A 21,413-nucleotide genomic window follows, 5' to 3' on the forward strand; every position below is an offset into this window, starting at 1 on the left:
GGTCAGCGGCGGGCGCGGGACTTCTTACGCGGGGGCGGCAACGCACCCTCGGCGCGCAACCGCGCTGCATGCTCTGCGAGCGCCTCGACGAGGGGACCCATCTGCGCCGTCTCCGGCCGGACATCGACGCGCAGACCGAACTCGATCGCGGTCTCTGCCGTCTTCGGTCCGATGCACGCGACGATGGTGCGGGCGTGTGGTTTCCCGGCGATGCCGACGAGGTTGCGTACCGTCGACGACGAGGTGAAGCACACCGCGTCGAAGCCACCGGTCTTGATCATCTCGCGGGTCTCGGCCGGTGGCGGCGCCGCCCGCACTGTGCGATACGCGGTGACGTCGTCGATCTCCCAGCCGCGCTCGCGGAGGCCCTCGGCGAGGGTCTCGGTAGCGATGTCGGCACGCGGCAGCAGCACGCGGTTGACCGGATCGAACACCTCGTCGTACGGCGGGAAGTCGGCCAGCAGACCCTCGCTGGACTGCTCACCGGACGGCAGCATCTCCGGAGTAATACCGAACGAGCGCACCTTCTCTGCGGTGGCCTCGCCCACGCAGGCGATCTTCACGCCTGAGAACGCGCGGGCGTCCAGGCCGAACGCCTCGAACTTCTCCCACACCGCACGCACGGCGTTGGTGGAGGTGAACACGACCCACTGGTAGCGGCCGTCGACCAGTCCCTTGACGGCACGCTCCATCTGGGCCGGGCTGCGCGGCGGCTCGACCGCGATGGTCGGGACCTCGATGGGGATAGCGCCGTGCGTGACCAGCCTGTTGCTCATGTCGGCGGCCTGCTCCTTGGTGCGCGGCACCAGGACGGTCCAGCCGTACAGGGCACGCGACTCCCACCACGACATCTTGTTGCGCTGCGAGACGATCTTACCGACCGTGACGATCAGCGGGCCGACCAGTTCGGAACCGACCTCGTTGAGCGTCGCGAGGGTGGCCTCGACCGTGCGCTGCTGACGGGTGGTGCCGCGGACGGTGATCGCGGCCGGGGTCTGGGGGGCGAGCCCGTGTTCGACGAGCGCGCTCGCGGTCTCGGCGAGATGCGCGGAGCTCGCGTGCAGCACCAGGGGACCTGGGGCGCCGGCCAACGCCGCCCAGTCGACCTCGCCGCGTACATCGGCCTCGGTGTGCGTCGAGCCCAGCGCCATGCCGGCATAGCTCGGCACCGCGGACGCGGACGGCAGCCCGGGAAGCACCTCGAACACAATCTGGGTTCGGGCAACGGCCGAGACCTCGGCGATCACCGAATCGGTGGTCAGTGGGTCGCCCGCGACGAGACGGACCACGTCGCGGCCGCCACGGGCCTCGGCGACAAGGGTCTTGGCGACCTCGGCCGGCTCGCCGAGCGCGGGCCGGACCTCGGCGATCGGCTCGTCGGTCTCGGGGTCACGGCCGAGAGCGGTACCGACTAGTGCGGTGATGCCCTTGTCGACATCGGGATCGGTGAATGCCAGGGCCGCCGACTCGAGCACGTCCCGCGCACGGACGGTGAGCAATGCCGGATCACCCGGTCCCGATCCCACAAACAGGATCCGCCCGGGGCTGTTCTTACGGACTCGGCTCATCGGTAGTTCTCCAGTGCGGTCTCATGTCGATGGGAAGAAAATGCAAAATCGGGCTCTTGACGGTCAAGCAGATCAATCATCGGCATCACCGTCCTCTGCAATCGTCATCAGATCTCGTGCGCCAAGTTCGAGCAACTCGTGTGCAAGCGCGCGACCCAACTCGTCCGCACTCTCGGGCGACCCCACCTTAGATGCTCGAAGCACATCGGAACCGTCTATCGATGCGGCGCAACCTCGCACCGACAATTCCTCGAACACGCGGCCCTCGCCGTCGATCGATTCGACAATTTCGGCAATGGCGCCCACCGGCGCGGTGCAGCCCGCCTCGAGTTCGGCGAGCAGTGCGCGTTCGGCGGTGACCTCGGCTCGCGTGGCCGAGTCGTCGAGTTCGGACAGAATCGCAATCAGGTCCGGGTCGTCGGCGCGGCACTCGACGGCGAGAGCGCCTTGCGACGGGGCCGGCAGCATCTGAACCGGTTCGAGCGTCTCGGTGATCTCGGCGGCACGGCCGATGCGGGACAGGCCGGCGCGGGCGATCACTATTGCATCGAGCTCACCGGACGCGACCTTGCCGAGGCGGGTGTCGATGTTGCCGCGCAGCGGCAGGATCTCGAGGCCCAAGCCGAGAGCGCGCAGCTGCGCGCGACGGCGCGGCGCCGAGGTCCCGACCTTCGAACCCGGGGGCAGCTCACCGAGCACGAGCCCGTCCCGGGCCACCAGTGCGTCACGCGGGTCCTCGCGCGGCGGGACCGCGGGGATAACCAGCTCGTCAGGTTGCGCCGTGGGTAGGTCTTTGTACGAGTGCACCGCGACGTCGACCTCACCGGCCAGCAGTGCCTCACGGAGTTCGGCGACGAACACCCCGACGCCGATGCGCTGCACCGGACCGGCCGTGACGTCACCCTTGGTCTTGATGATCACCAGCTCAGCTGGGTGACCAGCCGTGATCAGTGCGTCCCTGACGGCACCGGCCTGCGTCATCGCGAGCAGGCTGCCGCGGGTACCGATCCGCAGGGTGCGGAACTTCGGACCCGTGACATGGCCGGTCGTCGTCGACGACGCCGCGTCCGTGCTCATGCCTGCCCATCCTTTCCTGCTGCACCGGGGCCGGTAGTGAATTCGTCGAGGTCGATAGGAGCGGCGACGGCCTCGGCCGCACCCGGCCGCAGCTCGAACAGCTCACGCAACGCGGCCGCGTACGAGTCACCGCCGGGCGCGGAGGCCAGTTGCTTGACTCGCACTGTGGGCGCGTGCAGCAGTTTGTCGACCACCCGGCGGACGGTCCGCGCCACCTCGTCGCGTTGAGGGTCGTCCAAAGCGGGCAGGCGCGTCTCCAGTCGCAGCAGTTCGGCTTCGACGACCTCGGCCGCACGCTGTCGGAGCGCCGTGACCGTCGGGGTGACCTCGGCTTGTCGCTGTGAGGCGAGGTACTGAGCGAGTTCGGACGCGACGATCTCGCGTGCCGCGTCGGCGTCGGCGGCAGCGGCGCCGGCGGCCGGATCACGTTGCAACGCAGCCATGTCGAGCACGACCACCTCGGGTAATCCGACCACGGCAGGCTCGACGTCGCGGGGCAGGCCCAGATCGCAGATCACCAGTGGCCGGTTCGGGTCCCGTCCCGGCTGGGCGAGGGCCAGGTGAGTGTCGGCGAGCGTGACCACCGTGCCGACCGCGCCGGTGCAGGTCACGAGGACGTCTGACTGAGCCATCGCCGACGACAGCTCGTCGACGCCGACCGCGGCCGCGTCGACTCCATTGCCGATCGCTGTGGCCGCGAGGTGCTCGGCACGCTCGCGGGTGCGGTTGGCGACGAGAATTCGGCCGATGCCGGCACGGGTGAGGTGCGCGACCGACAGGCTGCCCATCGCACCGGCACCGAGGACCACGGCCGTGCGGCCGGTCAGCCCGCCGTCACCGAGGATGCCCGCGGCACGGTCGAGCGCGACGGACACGACAGAGGCGCCGGCGGAGTCGATCCCGGTCTCGGCGTGCACACGCTTGCCGACCCGCAGAGCCTGCTGCGCCAGCTCGTGCAGCGCCCGCCCGGCAGCCTGCTGGGCGTCGGCGGCGGCGTACGCGGCTCGGATCTGTCCGAGGATCTGCTGCTCGCCGACGACCATCGAGTCCAGACCGCTGGCGACCGCGAACAGGTGCTCGGCTGCTGCCTCGCCGTAATGGACGTAGGCGTGCTTGTGCAGCTCGGAGAGGTCGAGTCCGGAGTGCGCGGCCAGGAGGCTGCTGATCTCGGTCAACGCACCGTGGAATGCGTCCACCACGGCGTAGATCTCGATGCGGTTGCACGTCGAGACGATCATCGCCTCGACGATGTGTGCCGAAGCGAGCATCTTGTCCGTCAGCTTCGGGCGGTCGGTGTCGGTAACCGCGATCCGCTCGAGAACGGATACGGGGGCACTACGGTGCGAGATCCCGACGAGAAGCACACTCACGGCCGTATCACCGATCCATTTCCGGTCGCAGCGGCGACCGCCGTGGGTGCAGCGGCAGCCTGGGGATTTCGTTGCTCGTCCGGAGTGTTGTTCCGGGCCATGTTGAACGAGAGCACCTGCATCTCCATTGCGAGATCGACTCGACGCATCTCTACGTGATCGGGGATTTCCAAGGCGAGCGGGGAGAAGCTGAGAATGCAGCGCAGACCCGCGTCGACGAGCTGGTCGCAGACGTCCTGCGCGGCCGAGTCGGTGGTAGCGATGACACCGATGGTGGCCTCGAGATCACGACACGCGTCGGTGAGTTCGGTGACGTCGCGAACCGTCAGGCCGCCGACCGTGGTGCCGATGCGGGCGGGGTCCGCGTCGAACAGGGCGACCATCGAGAAGCCGCGGCGGCCGAAGCCGCCGTACCCGGCAAGTGCTCGGCCGAGATTGCCGACGCCAACGAGCACCACCCGGTGCCCACGATCGAGACCGAGTGCGGACTCGATGCGCGCCCGTAGCCGAGTGACGTCGTATCCGACACCGCGAACACCGTTGGGGCCCAGGTGAGACAGATCCTTGCGGAGCTTGGCCGATCCGACGCCGGATGCGGTGGCCAGCTCCTCGCTCGAGACGATGAGTACACCCTCGTCGGCGAGGACTCCGAGGACCCGCAGGTATGTCGCGAGACGCGTCACCGTAGCCTGGGGGATGTCACGTTGCGAAGCTGGAGAGGCGTTCCTGCGCTGAGCAGTGGACTGAGCAGCCCCGGCGACGCCACGGGTTCCTGCCCCCTGCGTCTGGTGCTGTTCGGTCACGTCGATGGCTCCTCGTCCGGTCGGCCGTGTACCCCGGCCTTCGCGTCGAAGGTCCGGGAATTTGTTCACACCACGGTAACTGCTTGTGAAGCCATGCACAAAGTCGATCGACGGCCCTCGAATGTGCTCTCACCTGCAAAGTGGCCGAATCCGGCGGTCCGGGGTGACCCTTCCCACTTCGTCGCGAACCCGCGCTGCACGGGGCTCGACTTCAGCCCGCGGCTAGATCCACGCGCAACCGGTCCTCGTCGACTTCCCAGTAGCTGTGCTCCTTGCCGTCGAGTAGGACGACGGGCAACCGGTCCCCGTACTCGGCCCGCAGATCGGGGTTGTCCGCTGCGGCCTCGTCGACGTCGATGCAGGTCAGTTCCAGATCGAACTCCTGGCAGACCTGGTCCAGCACCTCACGCGCGGGAACGCACGCCCCGCAGCCTGCCCGTGTGAGAAGGGTGATCCGGTTTCGAGACTGATCCATGGCTCCAGTGTTCCTCGAGGGCGCCCAGTACCGATTCGACGACACCGGGCCGCGAGAGTTGCGGACCGTACCGTTTCGAGACGAACATCACAGGCTGTCGCTCGTGCCCTGTCACGACGGGATACATCCGAACAGTCGGGCTAGGGTGAGCCAGAGGTGTCTGCGACACGGGAGGTTCGAGTGCCTGGGCGATCACTGCCGAACGGCGCGGGATTCGGCGTGGGTCTGTCCGGGATTCTGCGCCCCGGACGTCGCCGGATCCGGAACCTTCTGGGTCCGAGCGAGGCCGAGCTGCGTGCCAACCTAGCCGGTGAGGCCAGTGCCGACGCAGCGCTCGCTCTCCAGGAAGCCGAGGCCGAGGCGGCTACCCTCGCGGCCGCCGAGACCGAGGCCCGGGAAGAGGCCCCGGAAACGGCTCCTGCGCCCGAAACAGTGGAACCGCCCGCCGAGCCGGTCGTCCCCCGGGATCTCACCGCCGCCGCGTTCTTCGACGTCGACAACACGATGGTGCAGGGCGCATCGATCATCCATTTCGCACGGGGTCTCGCCGCCCGCAAGTACCTCAAGACCTCGGACTTGGTCGACTTCGCCTGGAAGCAGGTCAAGTTCCGGGTCACCGGAAAAGAGAACAGCGACGACGTCGCCGAGGGCCGAGAGAAGGCACTGTCGTTCGTCGCCGGGCGGTCGACGGCGGAACTTGCCCGCCTCGGCGAGGAGATCTACGACGAGGTCATCTCCGACAAGATCTGGGAGGGGACCCGGGCACTGGCGCAGATGCACCTCGACGCCGGCCAACAGGTATGGCTCGTGACGGCCACACCCGTCGAGTTGGCGCAGGTGATTGCCAAACGCCTCGGCCTCACCGGCGCGCTGGGGACCGTTGCCGAGAGCGAGGACGGCTTGTTCACAGGCCGACTGGTCGGCGACATCCTGCACGGGCTCGGCAAGGCGCACGCCGTGCGCACCCTCGCGATCCGGGAGGGACTGAACCTCAAGCGATGCACGGCGTACTCGGACAGCTACAACGACGTGCCGATGCTGTCGCTGGTCGGTACCGCGGTCGCGGTCAACCCCGACGCGGACCTACGGGAACTCGCAAAGAACCGCGGGTGGGAGGTGCGTGACTTCCGAACCGGCCGCAAGGCTGCGAAGGTCGGTGTGCCGACGGCGCTGCTTCTGGGTGCGGTCGGCGGCGCGGTGGGCGCGATCCTCAGCCGTCGCCGCGAGCGCGCCCAGCGTGCCGAGAAGACCTCCGGATCGAGCCGGGTTCAGCCCATGAAGACGTTCCGGCGCTCCGCGAGCAAGCGGTAGAGCGTCTGCTGGATCGTCTCGCGGACGTGGTCGGTGACCTCGAACAGCACCATCGGATCATCGGCCTCGGCGGCGTCGTAGGTGTCCGTGACGATCGGGGTGCCGAACTCGATGTACCACTTGGAGGGCAGCGGCACCAGGCCTAGCAATCCGAGATGCGGAAACATCGGTGTGACCGGGAAGTACGGCATGTCGAGCAGCCTGGCCAGGGGCGTGATGTCGCCGATCTTGGGGTAGATCTCCTCGGATCCGACGATCGAGCAGGGAATGATCGGTACCCCGGCGCGCATCGCAGCGCAGACGAAGCCGCCTCGGCCGAACCTCTGCAACTTGTAGCGCTCCGAGAACGGCTTACCGATGCCCTTGTACCCCTCCGGGAACACCGCCGCGATCTCCCCGCTGCGCAGTAGCCGCTCGGCGTCCGGATGGCACGCGAGCGTGTGCCCGGCCTTGCGAGCGATGTTTCCGATGACGGGCATCTCGAACGCCAGATCCGCCGCCAGCATCCGCAACGCTCGATGCTCCGGATGGTGATCGTGTACCGCCACGGACGTCATGAGTGCGTCGATCGGGATCACCCCGGCGTGGTTGGCCACCACCAGCGCGCCGCCGTGCATCGGGATGTTCTCGACGCCGCGGGTCTCGACGCGGAACCACTTCTCGAACAGTGGTCGCAGAGCGGGGAGGAACACATTGTCCGCGAAGTCCTGATCGAAGCCGAACTCGTCGACCTCGTAGTCGCCCGTTATGCGGCGGCGTAGGAACCCCGCGGCGCCGGTGACCTGCTCGATGACAAGCGAGCGCAGGTCGTCGATCGGTGATCCGCCGTGCTGGTCCGCGGCAGGCTGTTCGGCGGATTCCTCGGCAGCTTCCGGAGTGCCAGGCACCTCGTGTTCGCGGAACCGTCGACGGTCCGCAGGGGCTGACGAATGTCGATTCGTCGCGCGACCATGAACCGGTGGGCGGCCTGGCCCGTGCAACGGAATCACTTTCGCCACGTCGTTCACTAGAACCCCCTGCCTTTGTTTCTGCCCATATCGGTGTTCACCTGATCTGCGACTCGGCACCCGCTACGGCAAGCACCGTAGATTCGGCCCGGTCTACCCAGTGGGGTTTGATCACACGGCTGAGCCGTGCACCCCGGACGAAATCGTCGAGCGCCTGCATCGTCGTCCAGCGCGGCTCGAAGCGGAGGTCGGCGCGCATTCGCGTCGTGTCGAGGCCGCACCCGAAGTGGAAGTAGTCGAGCTGTTCGTGGGTGAACGAACGCATCTGCGACCCCATCAGGGCCCGACCCGCGCTCCGGAACAGGGAAAACGGTATCGGTACCTCGGCCCGTCCGGCCCGGCGGATCGCCTGGGACATCATTACTGCGCCGTCACCGGCCACATTGAACGTCCCGGCCGGCCCGGTGACGGTTGCCCGTTCGAGAGCGGAAAGGGCGTCCTCCTCGTGCAGCAACTGCATGCGGGCATCGCGGCCGAGGATGCTCGGGACGATCGGCGACGACAGGTACCGCGCCACCCAGCCGTGCAACCGTGGACCCATGAGCGGGGCCAGGCGAAGGATCGACACCCCGATGTCGGGACGACGCCTGCCGAGGCGGCGCGCGTAGCCCTCCATCTCGATACAGTCACGTGCCCAACCCCCCTGCAGCGGCCTCCGGGCACTCATCTCCTCGGTGAATTTGGCCGGGTCCTTGGGACTCCCGCCGTACACCGCGGACGCGGATCGCAACACAACCTTGCGGACACTCGGCGCCTTCTGGCACGCCGCGAACAGTTGCATCGCGCCGATGACGTTCATATCCTTCATCGCCGCCCGGCTGCCGGACTTGGGCGCCTGGGCCAGCACCGCCGCGTGGACTACAGTATCGACCTCGGCGCCGCGAATTATCTTTCCGATGAGCGGGTTTCGAATGTCGGCGCGAACGAACTCGGCACGTCCCATCCGCCTTATCATGTCCTTGCTCGGTGAAACGGCGTCGACCGCGACCACCCGCTCTATCCCGGGATGCTGAACGAGTCGTGACACCAGGAACCCACCCGGGAACCGGCTGGCACCCGTCACCAGCACCACCTTCGGTGGCTGCGCGCCGCGATCGTCAGAATTCACATCTGCCCCCGTCCCTTCACCCCTCCGGCGAGCCTAGCGAATCCGGGCACGTGGGCAAGGGTTCGGCACAACACCTTTACACCCTGGCAACCTCCCGTCCACACATCCGAGTGAACTTCGGCGAACATGCGCCTGCCGAACACACGACCCCGAACGCACAGATGCCCGCCACCGAAACGGTGACGGGCATCCGAGTACAAGAACCTGGGGGCTTACTTGCCGAGCTTCCGACGTTGAACCCGCGTGCGACGCAGCAGCTTGCGGTGCTTCTTCTTCGACATACGCTTACGGCGCTTCTTGATCACTGAACCCATGGTGGGCGTCCCTCACAGTCTTCTCTCGCGTTCAGCGCACGCCGGTCACGTACGCCTGTGTCTTCCTCTGGCGCTTCCAGGCCTTCGATTGCCACTCGGCCGTGTTGCCACTGGCCGTTCGGGCCGCGTGCCACTAGGCCTCTCGGGCCGAGTTGCCACTAGGCCTTTCGGGCCGTGTTGCCACTGGCCGTTCAGGCCGCGTGCCACTGGCCGTTCTCACGACGCCAGCGCCTGACGACACCGGCTGGCTGGTACGACGACTCATGATCGTACCGGGACGGGTCCGCGCGACGAAAACCGAGGCTCAGCTTCGACACGCGGCGGGTCAGCCGGCATCGAAGAACGAAGTCTCCAGGTAGTCGTGCACCGCCTTGGCATGGACGCGGAACGAGCGCCCGACGCGAACAGCCGGCAGTTCACCGCTGTGCACGAGGCGGTACACGGTCATCTTCGAAACCCTCATGAGGGCCGCGACCTCCGCGACCGTGAGGAACTGTGTCCCGGCCAGACCTGCACCGCCGAGACTTTCTTGCTTGCCGGACTTCTCTTGCCTAGCCGGCTTCGCTGGGTTATCCGGGGATCCCATTTGTCCACCTACTTCCGGCACGTGTCGCGCCGCCGGCTTCCCCTCCGGCGGAACAGACACGCACGTGCTGACACGAGAGCTTAGCGGGACCAGAGGGGTTGGTGCGACGGGTGTTACAAACACGATCAATAATTGCGATCTACTCGGGTGCCAGTCCGAGCTCGGCCGACCGGTCGCGCGCCGCAGTCAGGGCATCGTAGAACGCAGTCCGCAGACCGCCGCGCTCGAGCTGGCGCATTGCTGCAGCGGTGGTGCCGCCGGGTGACGTGACGGCGGCCCGGAGCTCGGTAGCGCTCTCGCCGGACTCGGTGAGCATCGCCGCGGTGCCGACCATTGTCTGCACCACCAGCTCGTTCGCCGTCGCGCGGGTCAGACCGAGTGCGACCCCAGCGTCGATCATCGCCTCGACCACGAGGAAGAAGTACGCGGGGCCGGATCCGGACACCGCCGTCGCGGCGTCGATCATGGATTCGGGCACCGTGGTGACGGTGCCGACGGTCCCGAGGACCGAACGCACCAGGTCCAGGTGCCCGCGCTTGACGTGACGTCCGGGCGTGATGACGCCAGCGCCCTGCCCGACGAGCATCGGGGTGTTGGGCATTGCCCGGACAACCGGGAAGCCGGCGGGCAGCCTCGCCTCGTACCGCGCCGTCGGTATGCCGGCCGCGAGCGAGACCAGGAGCTGTTCCCGATCGCTGTCGAGATCGACCTTTCCGAGTTCCGTCAGAACGGAGTCGACGTCCGCAGGCTTGACGGCAACGACGATGACGTCCGCCCCCTCGGCCGCATCCGCGATCGTGGTGACACGGATCGAGTACTCCGCTGCCAACTCCTTCGCGCGAGGCTCGTACTGCTCAGCAACAACCAGGTCTCGGACAGAATGACCCCCGTGCAACAGCCCAGAGACCAGGGCCTCGCCGATCTTGCCGCCACCGATCACCGCAATTCTCGTCATGGGGTCCAGCCTGCCACGACGAACAATCGGGAACTTCCCCGGTCCCCGAGGTGACAGAACGTCAGCGCGGGATCATTGCGAGCTGACGACTCTGGACGACGACCGCTCCGGTCGAGTCGAGGACGGTGTGGTCCTCCTCGAACCACGTGCCGCCGAGCACCGTCGAGGACGCCCTCACCCGCAGCCATCCGGGCGCCGGTTGCCGACGCAGATAGGTCGTCAGCTGAACGGTGGGTGCCCAGCCGAACATGCCTCGGTTCATCGTCACCGGCGCGCTGACGTCGCCGGTCATGATCGCGAACAATGCGGCGGTGACCGGGTCCTCCTCGTCGGCCGACCACGGTCGCGCCCACATCCGCACCTGCGGCTCACCCTGCTTGCCACTGAGGAAGTGTGCCGACGAGGTGTCGACACTCAGATCGCAGCCCTGGGAGACGTGCACGACTTGCGCCATGGGGTGGTCCGCGACCAGTGCGTGCGCCTCTGCGGGCGGCTCGACCGGCAACTGCGCGAGCGTCTGCTCCTCGGTGTAGTGCGGCTCCTCGGCGTCGGGCACACCCATCGTGACCGCGGCGTGCACGGCGGGACGACCGCTCTGGGACAGTTCGACGTCGACGAGTGAGACCTGACGTCCCCGCTTGCGGACGGTCACGACCGCGTCGACCTCACCCGGGTCCGGTGCGTTCAGGTAGCTGGCGCTGACGGCGAGAGGCACCACCGCCGGGTCCAAGGGCATCTCCGGCGGTGCCGTTTCGAAGAGTTCACTCCGGGCCGCCGCGGCACAGACGGCCATCAGGCAGCCGCCGTGGACCTTGGGCCCGATGGTCCAGATCGGGTCGATGTGGGCGGTGTACCGGCCGGCGCCTCGCGGGGTGACGGTCGTGAGGTCCCGAAACGGGTGAAGGGTCATGGGTTTTCCTGTCTATCTGAGGTGGCGAAGCCATCGAAGGTGCGCCGGGCGAACATTGTGGCGCCGACGTCCTGGTGTGCCAGGCGGCGCAGTGCGGTCAGAACCGGTTCGTAGATCGCTGTGCCGAGCACCGCATACTCGATCGCGGACGCGACCGAATCCGTGGGCATGAGCTGGAGGTCGACCTCGGCGATGGAACGAATGTGCCGCGCGTACACATCGAGCCGCTCGTCGGTCATCGGTATGCCGACGTCCTCAGCCGCAGCCAGCGCCTTTTCCAGTTGTGCGACAACGGGATACGCCGGCCGGTACACCTGGCCGAGACGCTCGAGCACCGCACGGGCGCGCGGGTAGTCGTCGGCCTCCGCGTCCGCGTCGGCGGAATACGGTGGCAACGCGGCCAGCGCACCACCAATTGTTTCGAAGACGGTGTCGGCAGGGTGATCGACGAGCCCGACGATGATGCGGATCTTCGCCAGTGGCAACCCGACGCCGGCAAGTGCCTTGATGAGCGAGAGGCGTCGCACGTGCTGCTCGCCGTACTCGGCCTGAGTCGCACTGCTGGCCTCGCCGGGCATCAGCAAGCCCTCGCGCAGGTAGTACTTCACGGTCGCGAGGGGCACACCGCTGACCGCAACCAGTTCGGACACCCGCATGTCGACCCTCCTCTGCTTGACACCCGACCACAACGTGTGCTGATCATGGAATTCAAACTGGATAGTAGAACTATCCAATCTTGGGCCAGAATACCTCACGCAAGGAGCGCCGCATGAATCCCGTCCTCACCATTGTCGTCGGCATCACAGTGCTCACGGTCGTCACCATCGCGTCCGGCGGAGTGTTCCTGCTCCGCATTCTGACCGGCCACCAGGGTGCCAACGACCTGCAGAAATCCTTCTTCCGCGCGGGCCACGCACACGCCGGTGTGCTGGTCACGCTCGGCGTCCTGCTCGCAACTCTCACCGCGGTCGTCGACGCGAGCCCCGGGTGGGCGGCGGCGGGGGCGATCGCGGTGCTCGTCGCCGCGATCTTCATTCCCGCCGGCTTCTTCCTGTCGGTCCTGGGCCAGAATCCCGCGAAGCCCGGGCCGATGTTCGCGTCGATCTGGATCGGCGCAGCCTGCCTCGTGGTGGGGCTGGTGATCTCGGGGATAACCGTGATCAATGCGGGCGTAGCCGCCCTCTAGAGGTCAACGCTGTAAGCGGGTCAGCGCAGGTTGTCTCTCGCGAAGCTCAGTGCTTGGCCCAGCATCGAAGCCCGTTCGGGCCGGGTCCGCGCGTTCTGAGTGTTGATCTCGACGACGACCTGCCCGCTGAATCCGTTCTCGACCAGGTGCCCACACACCTCGACGCACGGCTGCGTCCCGTGGCCGGGGATGAGGTGTTCGTCGACCGACGCTCCGCGACCGTCGGCAAGGTGCAGGTGCGACATACCAGTGCCCATCCGGCGGACCAGATCCATCGCATCCATGCCGGCGGTCGCAGTGTGCGACAGATCCAGTGTGTAGTGCCGATACCCGAATTCGGTGGGGTCGTAAGAGGGACTGAACGCGGACAGCGCCGCACCCGGGCCACCCCGCTTACGGAGCCGTTCGGCCGTCCTCTCCCGCCCCCCGAAGAAGCTGTCCGCGCGCATCGGGAACATGTTCTCGACCGCGACGACGGCGCCAGTCTTCTCTTCGAGTCCGGCCACCTGGTCGGAGAACCCGTCGGCATACCGACGCTGCCAACGGAACGGCGGATGCACCACGACGTTGGACGCCCCCAGCGCTTCGGCGGCCGCGACCGAACGATCAAGCTTCGCGACTGGGTCCGCGCCCCACACGCGTTGTGAGATCAGCAGGCAGGGGACGTGCACGGCCTGCACGGGCACCGCGTACTTGCGGATCAGTCGTTTGACCGCCGAGATGTCTTGGCTGACCGACTCGGCCCACACCATCAACTCGACGCCGTCGTAGCCGACCTCGGCCGCATACCGAAAGGCCGCCTCCGTGTTCTCCGGGTAGACCGAGGCGGTGGACAGTCCCACGAGGATCTTCCGATCCGACATGCGTGCCCTCCCCGCGACCTTCCCGATGTCGTCCCCTATGTCGTCCCCCCTATGTCGTCATGTCGTCGTCCGATCAGCTCGTACTGAGCAGGAAGGCCAGTGGACCCAGGGTGACGAAGACACCGGCGACGAGTGCGATCACGAGGCTGGTGACGTCGTCAGTGCGACGCAGGATCCGAACCATCGCGACCAGTCCAACGATCACGAGGACAGACAGGACGAGCGCGACCATCGGCAACGTGTCCCACAGCTTCTCGAAGCCCTTGAACATCAGTGCGCCGGCCACGACCGCCACGGCCCCCTGGCCCACCAGCACCGCCCACTGCTTGACCCGGTTCGCCTCGGGTTCGACGTCGGAGAGCTCCGCATCCTCCGCGTCGGCCACATAGTCGACGTCGTCCGCGTCGCTCGCATCGTCCGTCAGGGCGTGATCGGGTTCGGCGACCGCCGCGTCGCGGCCCTGTCCCAGCGGATCGTCCGTGGACGACCACCCGGACAGAAGCTTCGGTTCACGCTCGAACTTCGATTCGGGCTCGAACTTCGACTCGGGCTCGAACTTCGATTCGGATTCGCCGGTACCTTCGCCCGACGGCACCTGCGGGATGATCGTCGTCGCGCTCGCGTCCTCGGAAGGCTCCGACACGTTCCATTGCTTGGAGGGCCCGGCAGGACTCGACGGCCCCGAACGCGAGGGCCCGGCAGGACTCGACGGCCCCGAACGTGAAGGCCCGGCAGGACTCGACGGCCCCGAACGCGAAGGCCCGGCAGGACTCGACGGCCCCGAACGCGAAGGCCCGGCAGGACTCGACGGCCCAGAACGCGAGGGCCCGGCAGGACTCGACGGCCCCGAACGCGAGGGCCCGGCAGGACTCGACGGCCCCGAACGCGAGGGCCCGGCAGGACTCGACGGCCCCGAACGCGAGGGCACAGAAAGATCGGAGAGCCCGGAGGGCTTCGCGTACGAAGTCGTCGCGGGCGGGGCGCCGCCGTTCGGGACAGCGCCGTTCGGGGCGGCGGCCGGTCCGGACTTCTCGGCTGCCCCCTTCTCCCCCGCGGCGGCTTTCTTGTCCTCGACGGTCTCCGCGCCTTGGGAAACTGCGAACAATGCGGTCTTGTCCACGTCGACCTGTGCGTCGGACCGGGTGGAAGGGGCCGGCCCACGCTCTTGGTCGATGACCGGCAGGTCGCCCGTCAGTTCGGCGACCGAGATGCCGCCCTTGGCACCGCGACGGCGTCGTCCACCGCCACCGGAGCTAACTCTCTGACCGTTGCGAGCCAACAGCTCCGCAACCGAGATCGCTTGGCTGTCACTTTCAGGCTCAGTCATCGTGCGCTCACCACCAGTTCTCCACCCATGTCTGTATCGAGCTTGCGAAGAATCAGACCTTCACGCAATGCCCACGGACAAATCTCGAGCGTGTCGATCCCCAGCGCGCGCATGCTGGCCTCCGCAACGAGAGCACCGGCCACGATCTGCTGCGAGCGGTCGGAACTCACACCTTCCAATTCTGCACGGTCCGACGCAGTCATCCTCGAGATGAACGCGATCAGCTGCCGCAGACCGCTCGCCGTCAGGGCCCGCTTGACGCGCGGACCTGCGCCGGACGGCGCGGCACCGGTCAGACGCGCGAGCGATCGGAACGTCTTCGAGGTGCCGACACTCAAGTCTGCACTCCCGGCCGCGCGCAGGCGCTTCGCCGGCTCCACCAGTTCAGCGTCGAGCCAGTCCCGGAGCACTGCGACGCGACGCTTGCCCGGCGGATCTTCCTGCAGCCAGTCGCGCGTGAGGCGTCCGGCGCCGAGCTGCAGCGAAAACGCGACGTCGGGGTCCTCGTCTCCGCCGCACGTCAGCTCCAGCGAGCCGCCACCGATGTCGAGGTTGAGGATGCGCCCGGCACTCCAGCCATACCAGCGGCGCACCGCGAGGAAGGTCAGCCGCGCCTCGTCGACGCCGGACAGCACCTCCAGGCTCACCCCGGTCTCGGCACGCACACGCGACAAGACTGCTTCGGAGTTGTTGGCGTCGCGTACCGCGGACGTCGCGAACGCCATCAGCTCCCCGCACCCGGACGATTGCGCGATGCCGGCGAAATCCTGAACTGTGGCGACCAGGCGGTCCGCACCGTTCCGGGTGATGTCACCCTTGGCGTCGGTGTTCTCCGCGAGCCGCAACGCAGCCTTCGTCGAGCTCATGGGTGTAGGGTGCCCACCACGATGAGCGTCAACCACGAGCAGGTGGATGGTGTTGCTTCCGACGTCAAGTACCCCAAGGCGCACACGGCTACGGTACTGGGTCTACGGTCGGGCACTGTGACAGCAGGCAGCACCGGCGGCTCCCACAAGATCTTGCCCGCGCCGGAAGTCGATCTCGATTTCCCTCGCGAGTGGGTCGAATTCGTCGACCCGGAGAACCCCGAACATTCCATCAAAGCCGACATGACCTGGCTGCTTTCGCGCTGGACCTGCGTATTCGGCACCCCTGCGTGCCAGGGCACGGTCGCCGGACGGCCCGACGACGGCTGCTGCTCGCATGGCGCATTCCTCTCCGACGAGGAGGACAGGGAGAAGCTGGACGCCGCCGTGAAGATGCTCACACCCGAGGACTGGCAGTTCAGGAAGAAGGGCCTGGGGAAGAAGGGGTATGTCGAGGAGGACGACCTCGAGGACGAGCCCGCGCTGCGGACCCGCAGGCACAAGGGCGCGTGCATTTTCCTGAACCGTCCAGGCTTCGAGGGCGGCATCGGCTGCGCACTGCACAAGATGGCGCTTCGCAAGGGCATCGAGCCGCTCGAGGTCAAACCCGACGTGTGCTGGCAGCTGCCCATCCGCCGCACCCAGGAGTGGGTGGACCGCCCAGACGGCAAACAGATCCTCGAGACGACCATCACCGAGTACGACCGCCGCGGCTGGGGCGAGGGCGGCGAGGACCTTGCCTGGTACTGCTCCGGGTCACCGGATGCACACGTGGGACAGGAGCCGGTGTGGCAGTCGTACGCGCCGGAGCTCACCGAACTGCTCGGGAAGGCCGCGTACGACGAACTGGCGTCGCTGTGCCGGCGCCGTCAGGGCCTGGGCCTGATCGCGGTGCATCCTGCGACCACAGCCGCAGGCGAGATGGCCGCGACGGCACAGCACTCGCAGGGCTGACACCCGCGCCGTGACCGACCTTCACATCGGTCACTCCTCGAGCTTGTACCCGAGCCCGCGGACGGTCACCAAATGCCTCGGCTTGCCGGGGTCGGCCTCGATCTTGGCGCGCAACCGCTTGACGTGGACGTCGAGCGTCTTGGTGTCGCCCACGTAGTCGGCACCCCACACCCGGTCGATGAGCTGCCCACGGGTGAGGACCCGGCCGGAGTTGCGCAGCAGATACTCGAGTAGATCGAACTCCTTGAGTGGCAACGACACCGGCTCGCCACCCACGCGCACGAGGTGCCGTTCGACGTCCATCCGCACCGGGCCCGCTTCGAGGACGCCTTCCGTGGCGCCGTTGTCGGCTTCGGCGTCGGTACCGCGGCGCAGCACGGCCCGGATCCGGGCGATGAGTTCACGGGCCGAGTACGGCTTGGTGACATAGTCGTCGGCGCCCAGTTCGAGTCCCACCACCTTGTCGATCTCGCTGTCGCGGGCGGTGACCATGATCACCGGCACCGACGACCTGGCACGCAACTGCTTGCACACGTCGGTTCCGCTCATCCCGGGCAGCATGACGTCGAGCAGGACGATGTCGGCACCGGACCGCTCGAACTCGGCCAGCGCGGACGGTCCGTCACCGACGACGGTGGCCTCGAATCCCTCCTTTCGGAGCAGAAAGGCGAGCGGATCGGCCAGCGATTCCTCATCCTCCACGATCAGCACACTCGTCAACGGTTCCCCTCCAGGCTCATGCCGCATCGCCTCAGGATGCGGCCCTCTTGTCGATCATTGCGGGTTTGCGGGATTCGGCAACAGCAGTCTCGTCAGCGGATGCGGTCGGGAAGTGTCCGGGGATCTGCAACGTGAAAGTGGATCCGGTGCCGGGACGGCTCCACAGGTCGATGGAACCGTTGTGGTTGGCGGCGACGTGCTTGACGATCGCCAACCCCAGCCCGGTGCCGCCGGTCTCGCGCGACCGGGCCTTGTCCACCCGGAAGAAGCGCTCGAAGACGCGCTCCTGGTCTTCCTTGGCGATCCCGATTCCGCGGTCCGTGACCGCAATCGCAACGTTGCCGTCGCGGACCGTCCGACTGACCGACACCGAGGTCCCCTTCGGCGAGTATGCGATTGCGTTCTCGACGAGGTTGGACAGCGCGGTCACGAGCAGGGTGCGGTCGCCCATCACCTCGAGACCGCTGAGGGCGTCGGTGTGAACAGTGATCTCGGCGGCCTCGGCGGCCACCGTCGACCGGCGCAGCGCCTCGTCGACGACGTCGTCGACGTCTACCACCTCGAGGTCGGGCAGCTTCTCGGCGCCCTGCAGCCGCGACAGCGCGATCAGTTCGCTGACCATGTTCCCGAGCCTGGACGATTCGCTGAGCACCCGCTGACCGAAGTAACGCACCGACTCCGGATCGTCCGCGGACTCGAGCAGTGCCTCCGCGAGCAGACCCATCGCGCCGACCGGGGTCTTGAGTTCGTGGCTGACATTGGCAACGAAGTCGCGGCGGGTTGCTTCCATCCGGACCTGCTCGGAGTCGTCGTCGGCGGTTACGACGACGAATTGCGGGTCCACCTCGCTCAGCAGGCGGGCGACACCGCGAACCGCGAGCTTGTCGTGGCCGCGCAGCGATGTGCGCCCCGTGAGATCGACCTCGACCGGTTCACCGGTCTCGAACACCTCGCTCGCCGCGACCCACGCCCGGTCGTCGATCGTCCGGTTGCGGACCAGGCCGAGTACCTCGGCGCGCGGATTGGACAGGACGACATCGTTGAATTTGTCGACGACCGCGATGCCACTGTCGGAGGTGCGAACGATCAGGTCGAGGACCTGCGACAGCGTCAGTCCCGTCTGGGACTGACGGCGCTGGGCGTGACGAGCGGTGAGTCGGAGGACGGCCGTTGCGCCAACGACAACACCGACGACGGCGATCAGGGCGGCCAGCATCACGGCCTGAACGACAGTCACACCTGAATCGTACGTTCGGCAAACCTGATCTCGAGGCCGGGTGTGACAGATTACTCGCCTGTCACAGGACTGAGAGCTGGCGTTTTCTGCTCGTTCACCGTTAGTTTCCGAACGGGCATTCGCTCAGCGCAAGGCGAAGGAGCCGGCACGAACGTCGTTACGTGCCGGCCCCAGCCAGATCTTCGTCAGAACTACTTGGAAGAACTACTTGGCACCCTGGCTCGCGACGGCGGCGGCTCCGGCCGCGGCGGCTACGGGGTCGAGGTAGGTGCCACCCGGGTTCAGCGGCCTCAGGTTCTCGTCCAGGTCGTATCGCAGCGGGATGCCCGTCGGAATGTTCAGGCCGGCGATGTCCTCGTCGGAGATGCCCTCGAGGTGCTTGACCAGCGCCCGCAACGAGTTGCCGTGCGCGGTGATCAGGACAGTCTTGCCGGCCGCGAGGTCGGCGGCGATGGTCTCTTCCCAGTACGGGATGAGGCGCTTGACCACGTCGAGCAGGCACTCGGTGAGCGGAACCGCCGGCAGGTCCGCATAACGCGGATCCGCGTCCTGGCTGTACTCGCTGCCGGCCTCGATGGGCGGGGGTGGGGTGTCGTAGCTGCGGCGCCACAGCATGAACTGCTCCTCGCCGAACTCCGCCTTGGTCTGGGCCTTGTTCTTGCCCTGCAGAGCGCCGTAGTGGCGTTCGTTGAGGCGCCAGTCGCGCACGACGGGGATCCAGTGGCGGTCGCAGGCGTCGAGCGCGAGGTTCGCGGTGCTGATCGCGCGACGCAGCAGCGACGTGTACAGAACGTCTGGGAGCAGGTGGTGTTCGGCGAGCAGTTCACCGGCACGCTTGCCCTCGGCCATGCCCTTGTCGGTGAGGTGCACGTCCACCCAGCCGGTGAACAGGTTCAGCGCGTTCCATTCGCTCTCGCCGTGGCGGAGCAGCACGAGTGTTCCGGTACTCATGCCGTCAATCCTGGCATGGCACGTAATCGTGTGGTCGCCCGAGCCTTTGGGCGCCCCCGTCGGCGGGGATACGTGGGACGGGAACAGCTCGGCCACGCGACTCGACGCGACGACGATTGGCGTCATTTTCGCGGCGATCGAGAGTAGTCATTGAAACTCTTGCATCCGCCTTCCTAACGTGGTTGGAGTCATCCCGCGATTGGAGTGACGTCCCCGTCGAACGGAGAACTCTCGATGGCTGACGTGAGCCAGGCGACCTACGACGTGCTGCGGGCGCACGGCCTGACGACTATCTTCGGCAATCCCGGATCCAACGAACTGCCCTTCCTCGCTGGAATGCCCGACGACTTCCGCTACGTCCTCGGCTTGCACGAGGGCGCTGTGCTGGCCATGGCGGACGGCTTCGCGCAAGCGAGGGGCGGCTCGGCATTCGTCAACCTGCACGCGGCTGCGGGCACCGGCAATGCGATGGGTCCGCTCACCAACACGGTGTACGCGCACAGCCCATTGATCATCACGGCGGGCCAGCAAGTTCGCTCGACGATCGGCCAGGAGGTGATGCTCGCCAACGTCGACGCACCGATGCTCCCGAAACCACTCGTGAAGTGGTCGAGCGAACCGGCGTGCGCGCAGGACGTACCCCGGACCATCAGCCAGGCCATCCACATCGCGAACCTGCCAGCCAAGGGGCCGGTGTACGTGTCGGTGCCGTACGACGACTGGGGCCAGGAAGCACCCGCCGAGACCCGGCACCTGGTCGAGCGCACCACGGCGCCCGCCAACTCCCTGAGCGCCGATCAACTCGAGACCATCGCCGAGGCTCTCGACCGTGCCCGGCACCCCGTCCTGGTCCTCGGCTCCGAGGTGGACGCCGAGCACGCGAACGACGAGGCCGTGCGCCTCGCGGACGCCCTGAACGCGCCGGTGTGGGTCGCACCATTGCCGTCGAGGTGCCCGTTCCCCACCCGCCACCGCAGCTTCAGGGGCGTACTGCCCGCCGCCGTTCAGGAGGTGACCGACGCGCTCGCCGGGCACGACCTGATTCTCGTCGTTGGAGCCGCGGTCTTCCGCTACCACCAGTTCGTACCCGGCGATTACCTGCCTGAGGGCACCCGGTTGATCCACTTGACCAGCGATCCGAGCGAGGCCGCCCGGGCACCGATGGGCGACGCATGGGTCACCGGTGTACGCGACGCTGTGACCCGTCTCGCCGATGCCGTGACACCTGGACGCCGGCCGGCGCTCCCGTCGCTTCCCGACATCGCACCGCACCGAACGTCATCGGAGGCCATTCATCCGGAACATCTGTTCGCGTTGCTGCGCGAGAACGCTCCCGACGACGTGGTTTACGTGAAGGAGTCGACATCGACGATCGGGGCCTTCTGGTCTCAGATGGACCTGTCCTTGCCGAACAGTTACTTCTTCCCCGCGTCCGGTGGTCTCGGGTGGGGACTTCCCGCCGCGGTCGGCGCCCAGCTCGCCCTCCCCGACCGTCGCGTGGTGGGCCTGATCGGGGACGGATCCGCCAACTACGGGATCACGGCCCTGTGGACCGCCGCTCACTACCACATACCGACCATCATCGTGATCCTGAAGAACGGCACGTATGGCGTCCTGCGGTGGTTCGCGCGGGTTCTCGAAGCCGGGGAAACTCCCGGGTTGGACGTCCCCGGGATCGACTTCGCGGCCATCGCGTCGGGCTACGGGGTCACGGCGACGTCGGTTCGTACACCCACCGCGTTCGTCGCGGCTTTCGAGAAGGCACTGGCCGGCGACAGCCCAGTCGTGATCGAGGTCGAGACCGCTTTCAGCGAACCCTGAACCG

The 21,413-nt window shown here is 67.2% G+C and carries 23 protein-coding genes; 5 read left to right on the plus strand and 18 right to left on the minus strand.

Translation table 11 applies throughout. The annotated features are described in order from the left end of the window. Positions 1 to 2: 2 nt before the first annotated feature. From EGT50_RS12915 to EGT50_RS12935, 5 genes are all read right to left on the minus strand, one after another. Complete coding sequence (locus EGT50_RS12915; protein ID WP_127955057.1) at positions 3 to 1,568, minus strand: bifunctional uroporphyrinogen-III C-methyltransferase/uroporphyrinogen-III synthase; 1,566 nt, start codon at positions 1,566 to 1,568, stop codon at positions 3 to 5. A 72-nt stretch (positions 1,569 to 1,640) separates the two neighbouring features. Beyond that, positions 1,641 to 2,645, minus strand: a complete 1,005-nt coding sequence (hemC, locus tag EGT50_RS12920; RefSeq protein ID WP_127955058.1) for a hydroxymethylbilane synthase — start codon at positions 2,643 to 2,645, stop codon at positions 1,641 to 1,643. Then, positions 2,642 to 4,015: a glutamyl-tRNA reductase gene (locus EGT50_RS12925; RefSeq protein ID WP_127955059.1), complete on the minus strand. Its 1,374-nt coding sequence runs from the start codon at positions 4,013 to 4,015 to the stop codon at positions 2,642 to 2,644. The genes hemC and EGT50_RS12925 overlap by 4 nt, the downstream gene beginning before the upstream one ends. Further along, positions 4,012 to 4,818 carry a redox-sensing transcriptional repressor Rex gene (locus EGT50_RS12930; RefSeq protein ID WP_206615819.1) on the minus strand — a complete coding sequence of 269 codons (807 nt, stop codon included), beginning with the start codon at positions 4,816 to 4,818 and terminating at the stop codon, positions 4,012 to 4,014. The genes EGT50_RS12925 and EGT50_RS12930 overlap by 4 nt, the downstream gene beginning before the upstream one ends. Before the next feature lie 211 nt (positions 4,819 to 5,029). Further along, the gene (locus tag EGT50_RS12935; protein WP_127955061.1) at positions 5,030 to 5,293 is read right to left on the minus strand and encodes a glutaredoxin family protein; all 264 of its coding nucleotides are present in this window, start codon (positions 5,291 to 5,293) and stop codon (positions 5,030 to 5,032) included. A 180-nt stretch (positions 5,294 to 5,473) separates the two neighbouring features. Here EGT50_RS12935 and EGT50_RS12940 point away from each other — a divergent pair, with 180 nt between their 5' ends. After that, positions 5,474 to 6,604 carry an HAD family hydrolase gene (locus EGT50_RS12940; protein WP_127955062.1) on the plus strand — a complete coding sequence of 377 codons (1,131 nt, stop codon included), beginning with the start codon at positions 5,474 to 5,476 and terminating at the stop codon, positions 6,602 to 6,604. Here EGT50_RS12940 and EGT50_RS12945 read toward each other — a convergent pair. The 7 genes from EGT50_RS12945 to EGT50_RS12975 form a co-directional block, all read right to left on the minus strand. Next, positions 6,562 to 7,611, minus strand: a complete 1,050-nt coding sequence (locus tag EGT50_RS12945) for a lysophospholipid acyltransferase family protein (RefSeq protein ID WP_235870741.1) — start codon at positions 7,609 to 7,611, stop codon at positions 6,562 to 6,564. The two genes, EGT50_RS12940 and EGT50_RS12945, sit on opposite strands and share 43 nt — an antisense overlap. 37 nt (positions 7,612 to 7,648) lie before the next feature. Beyond that, on the minus strand, positions 7,649 to 8,719 hold the full coding sequence (locus EGT50_RS12950; protein ID WP_206615820.1) for an NAD-dependent epimerase/dehydratase family protein: 1,071 nt from the start codon (positions 8,717 to 8,719) through the stop codon (positions 7,649 to 7,651). A 212-nt stretch (positions 8,720 to 8,931) separates the two neighbouring features. Continuing rightward, positions 8,932 to 9,033 carry a 30S ribosomal protein bS22 gene (locus EGT50_RS12955; RefSeq protein WP_003402602.1) on the minus strand — a complete coding sequence of 34 codons (102 nt, stop codon included), beginning with the start codon at positions 9,031 to 9,033 and terminating at the stop codon, positions 8,932 to 8,934. Between the two features lie 325 nt (positions 9,034 to 9,358). Further along, positions 9,359 to 9,619 (minus strand): helix-turn-helix domain-containing protein, encoded by a 261-nt coding sequence (locus EGT50_RS12960; RefSeq protein ID WP_164873408.1) that lies wholly within the window; start codon positions 9,617 to 9,619, stop codon positions 9,359 to 9,361. A gap of 139 nt (positions 9,620 to 9,758) precedes the next feature. Beyond that, positions 9,759 to 10,574 (minus strand): pyrroline-5-carboxylate reductase, encoded by an 816-nt coding sequence (proC, locus tag EGT50_RS12965; RefSeq protein WP_127955063.1) that lies wholly within the window; start codon positions 10,572 to 10,574, stop codon positions 9,759 to 9,761. A gap of 61 nt (positions 10,575 to 10,635) precedes the next feature. Next, positions 10,636 to 11,484: a thioesterase family protein gene (locus EGT50_RS12970; protein WP_127955064.1), complete on the minus strand. Its 849-nt coding sequence runs from the start codon at positions 11,482 to 11,484 to the stop codon at positions 10,636 to 10,638. Beyond that, the gene (locus EGT50_RS12975; protein WP_127955065.1) at positions 11,481 to 12,140 is read right to left on the minus strand and encodes a MerR family transcriptional regulator; all 660 of its coding nucleotides are present in this window, start codon (positions 12,138 to 12,140) and stop codon (positions 11,481 to 11,483) included. The genes EGT50_RS12970 and EGT50_RS12975 overlap by 4 nt, the downstream gene beginning before the upstream one ends. Positions 12,141 to 12,253: 113 nt before the next feature. Here EGT50_RS12975 and EGT50_RS12980 point away from each other — a divergent pair, with 113 nt between their 5' ends. After that, positions 12,254 to 12,670, plus strand: coding sequence for a hypothetical protein (locus EGT50_RS12980; RefSeq protein WP_127955066.1), 417 nt, complete (start codon positions 12,254 to 12,256; stop codon positions 12,668 to 12,670). A 20-nt stretch (positions 12,671 to 12,690) separates the two neighbouring features. Here the strand turns inward: EGT50_RS12980 and EGT50_RS12985 are convergent, their stop codons facing one another. Both EGT50_RS12985 and EGT50_RS17270 read right to left on the minus strand, forming a co-directional pair. Further along, positions 12,691 to 13,533, minus strand: a complete 843-nt coding sequence (locus EGT50_RS12985; protein ID WP_127955067.1) for a sugar phosphate isomerase/epimerase family protein — start codon at positions 13,531 to 13,533, stop codon at positions 12,691 to 12,693. Positions 13,534 to 13,606: 73 nt separating this feature from the next. After that, positions 13,607 to 14,176, minus strand: coding sequence for a hypothetical protein (locus EGT50_RS17270; protein WP_127955068.1), 570 nt, complete (start codon positions 14,174 to 14,176; stop codon positions 13,607 to 13,609). Positions 14,177 to 14,186: 10 nt separating this feature from the next. Here EGT50_RS17270 and EGT50_RS17275 point away from each other — a divergent pair, with 10 nt between their 5' ends. Beyond that, positions 14,187 to 14,798 (plus strand): hypothetical protein, encoded by a 612-nt coding sequence (locus tag EGT50_RS17275; RefSeq protein ID WP_127955069.1) that lies wholly within the window; start codon positions 14,187 to 14,189, stop codon positions 14,796 to 14,798. A gap of 58 nt (positions 14,799 to 14,856) precedes the next feature. On the opposite strand, the gene EGT50_RS13000 is transcribed toward EGT50_RS17275, so the two are convergent. Beyond that, the gene (locus tag EGT50_RS13000) at positions 14,857 to 15,810 is read right to left on the minus strand and encodes a Ppx/GppA phosphatase family protein (protein WP_127955070.1); all 954 of its coding nucleotides are present in this window, start codon (positions 15,808 to 15,810) and stop codon (positions 14,857 to 14,859) included. Here EGT50_RS13000 and EGT50_RS13005 point away from each other — a divergent pair. Continuing rightward, positions 15,748 to 16,680 (plus strand): hypothetical protein, encoded by a 933-nt coding sequence (locus EGT50_RS13005; protein WP_235870742.1) that lies wholly within the window; start codon positions 15,748 to 15,750, stop codon positions 16,678 to 16,680. The genes EGT50_RS13000 and EGT50_RS13005 overlap by 63 nt on opposite strands. Before the next feature lie 30 nt (positions 16,681 to 16,710). Here EGT50_RS13005 and EGT50_RS13010 read toward each other — a convergent pair whose 3' ends face one another. The 3 genes from EGT50_RS13010 to EGT50_RS13020 form a co-directional block, all read right to left on the minus strand. After that, a complete protein-coding gene (locus tag EGT50_RS13010; protein WP_127955072.1) occupies positions 16,711 to 17,400 on the minus strand; it encodes a response regulator transcription factor in 690 nt (229 codons plus the stop codon). A gap of 31 nt (positions 17,401 to 17,431) precedes the next feature. Further along, positions 17,432 to 18,637, minus strand: coding sequence for a sensor histidine kinase (locus EGT50_RS13015; RefSeq protein WP_127955073.1), 1,206 nt, complete (start codon positions 18,635 to 18,637; stop codon positions 17,432 to 17,434). Between the two features lie 204 nt (positions 18,638 to 18,841). After that, entirely contained in the window at positions 18,842 to 19,597 is a 756-nt protein-coding gene (locus tag EGT50_RS13020; RefSeq protein WP_206615832.1) for a phosphoglyceromutase, read from the minus strand. Between the two features lie 225 nt (positions 19,598 to 19,822). On the opposite strand from EGT50_RS13020, the gene mdlC reads away from it, so the two are divergent. Next, a complete protein-coding gene (gene mdlC, locus EGT50_RS13025) occupies positions 19,823 to 21,409 on the plus strand; it encodes a benzoylformate decarboxylase (RefSeq protein ID WP_127955075.1) in 1,587 nt (528 codons plus the stop codon). Positions 21,410 to 21,413 lie beyond the last annotated feature (4 nt).

Source organism: Rhodococcus xishaensis (assembly GCF_004011825.1).
Lineage (GTDB): Bacteria > Actinomycetota > Actinomycetes > Mycobacteriales > Mycobacteriaceae > Prescottella > Prescottella xishaensis.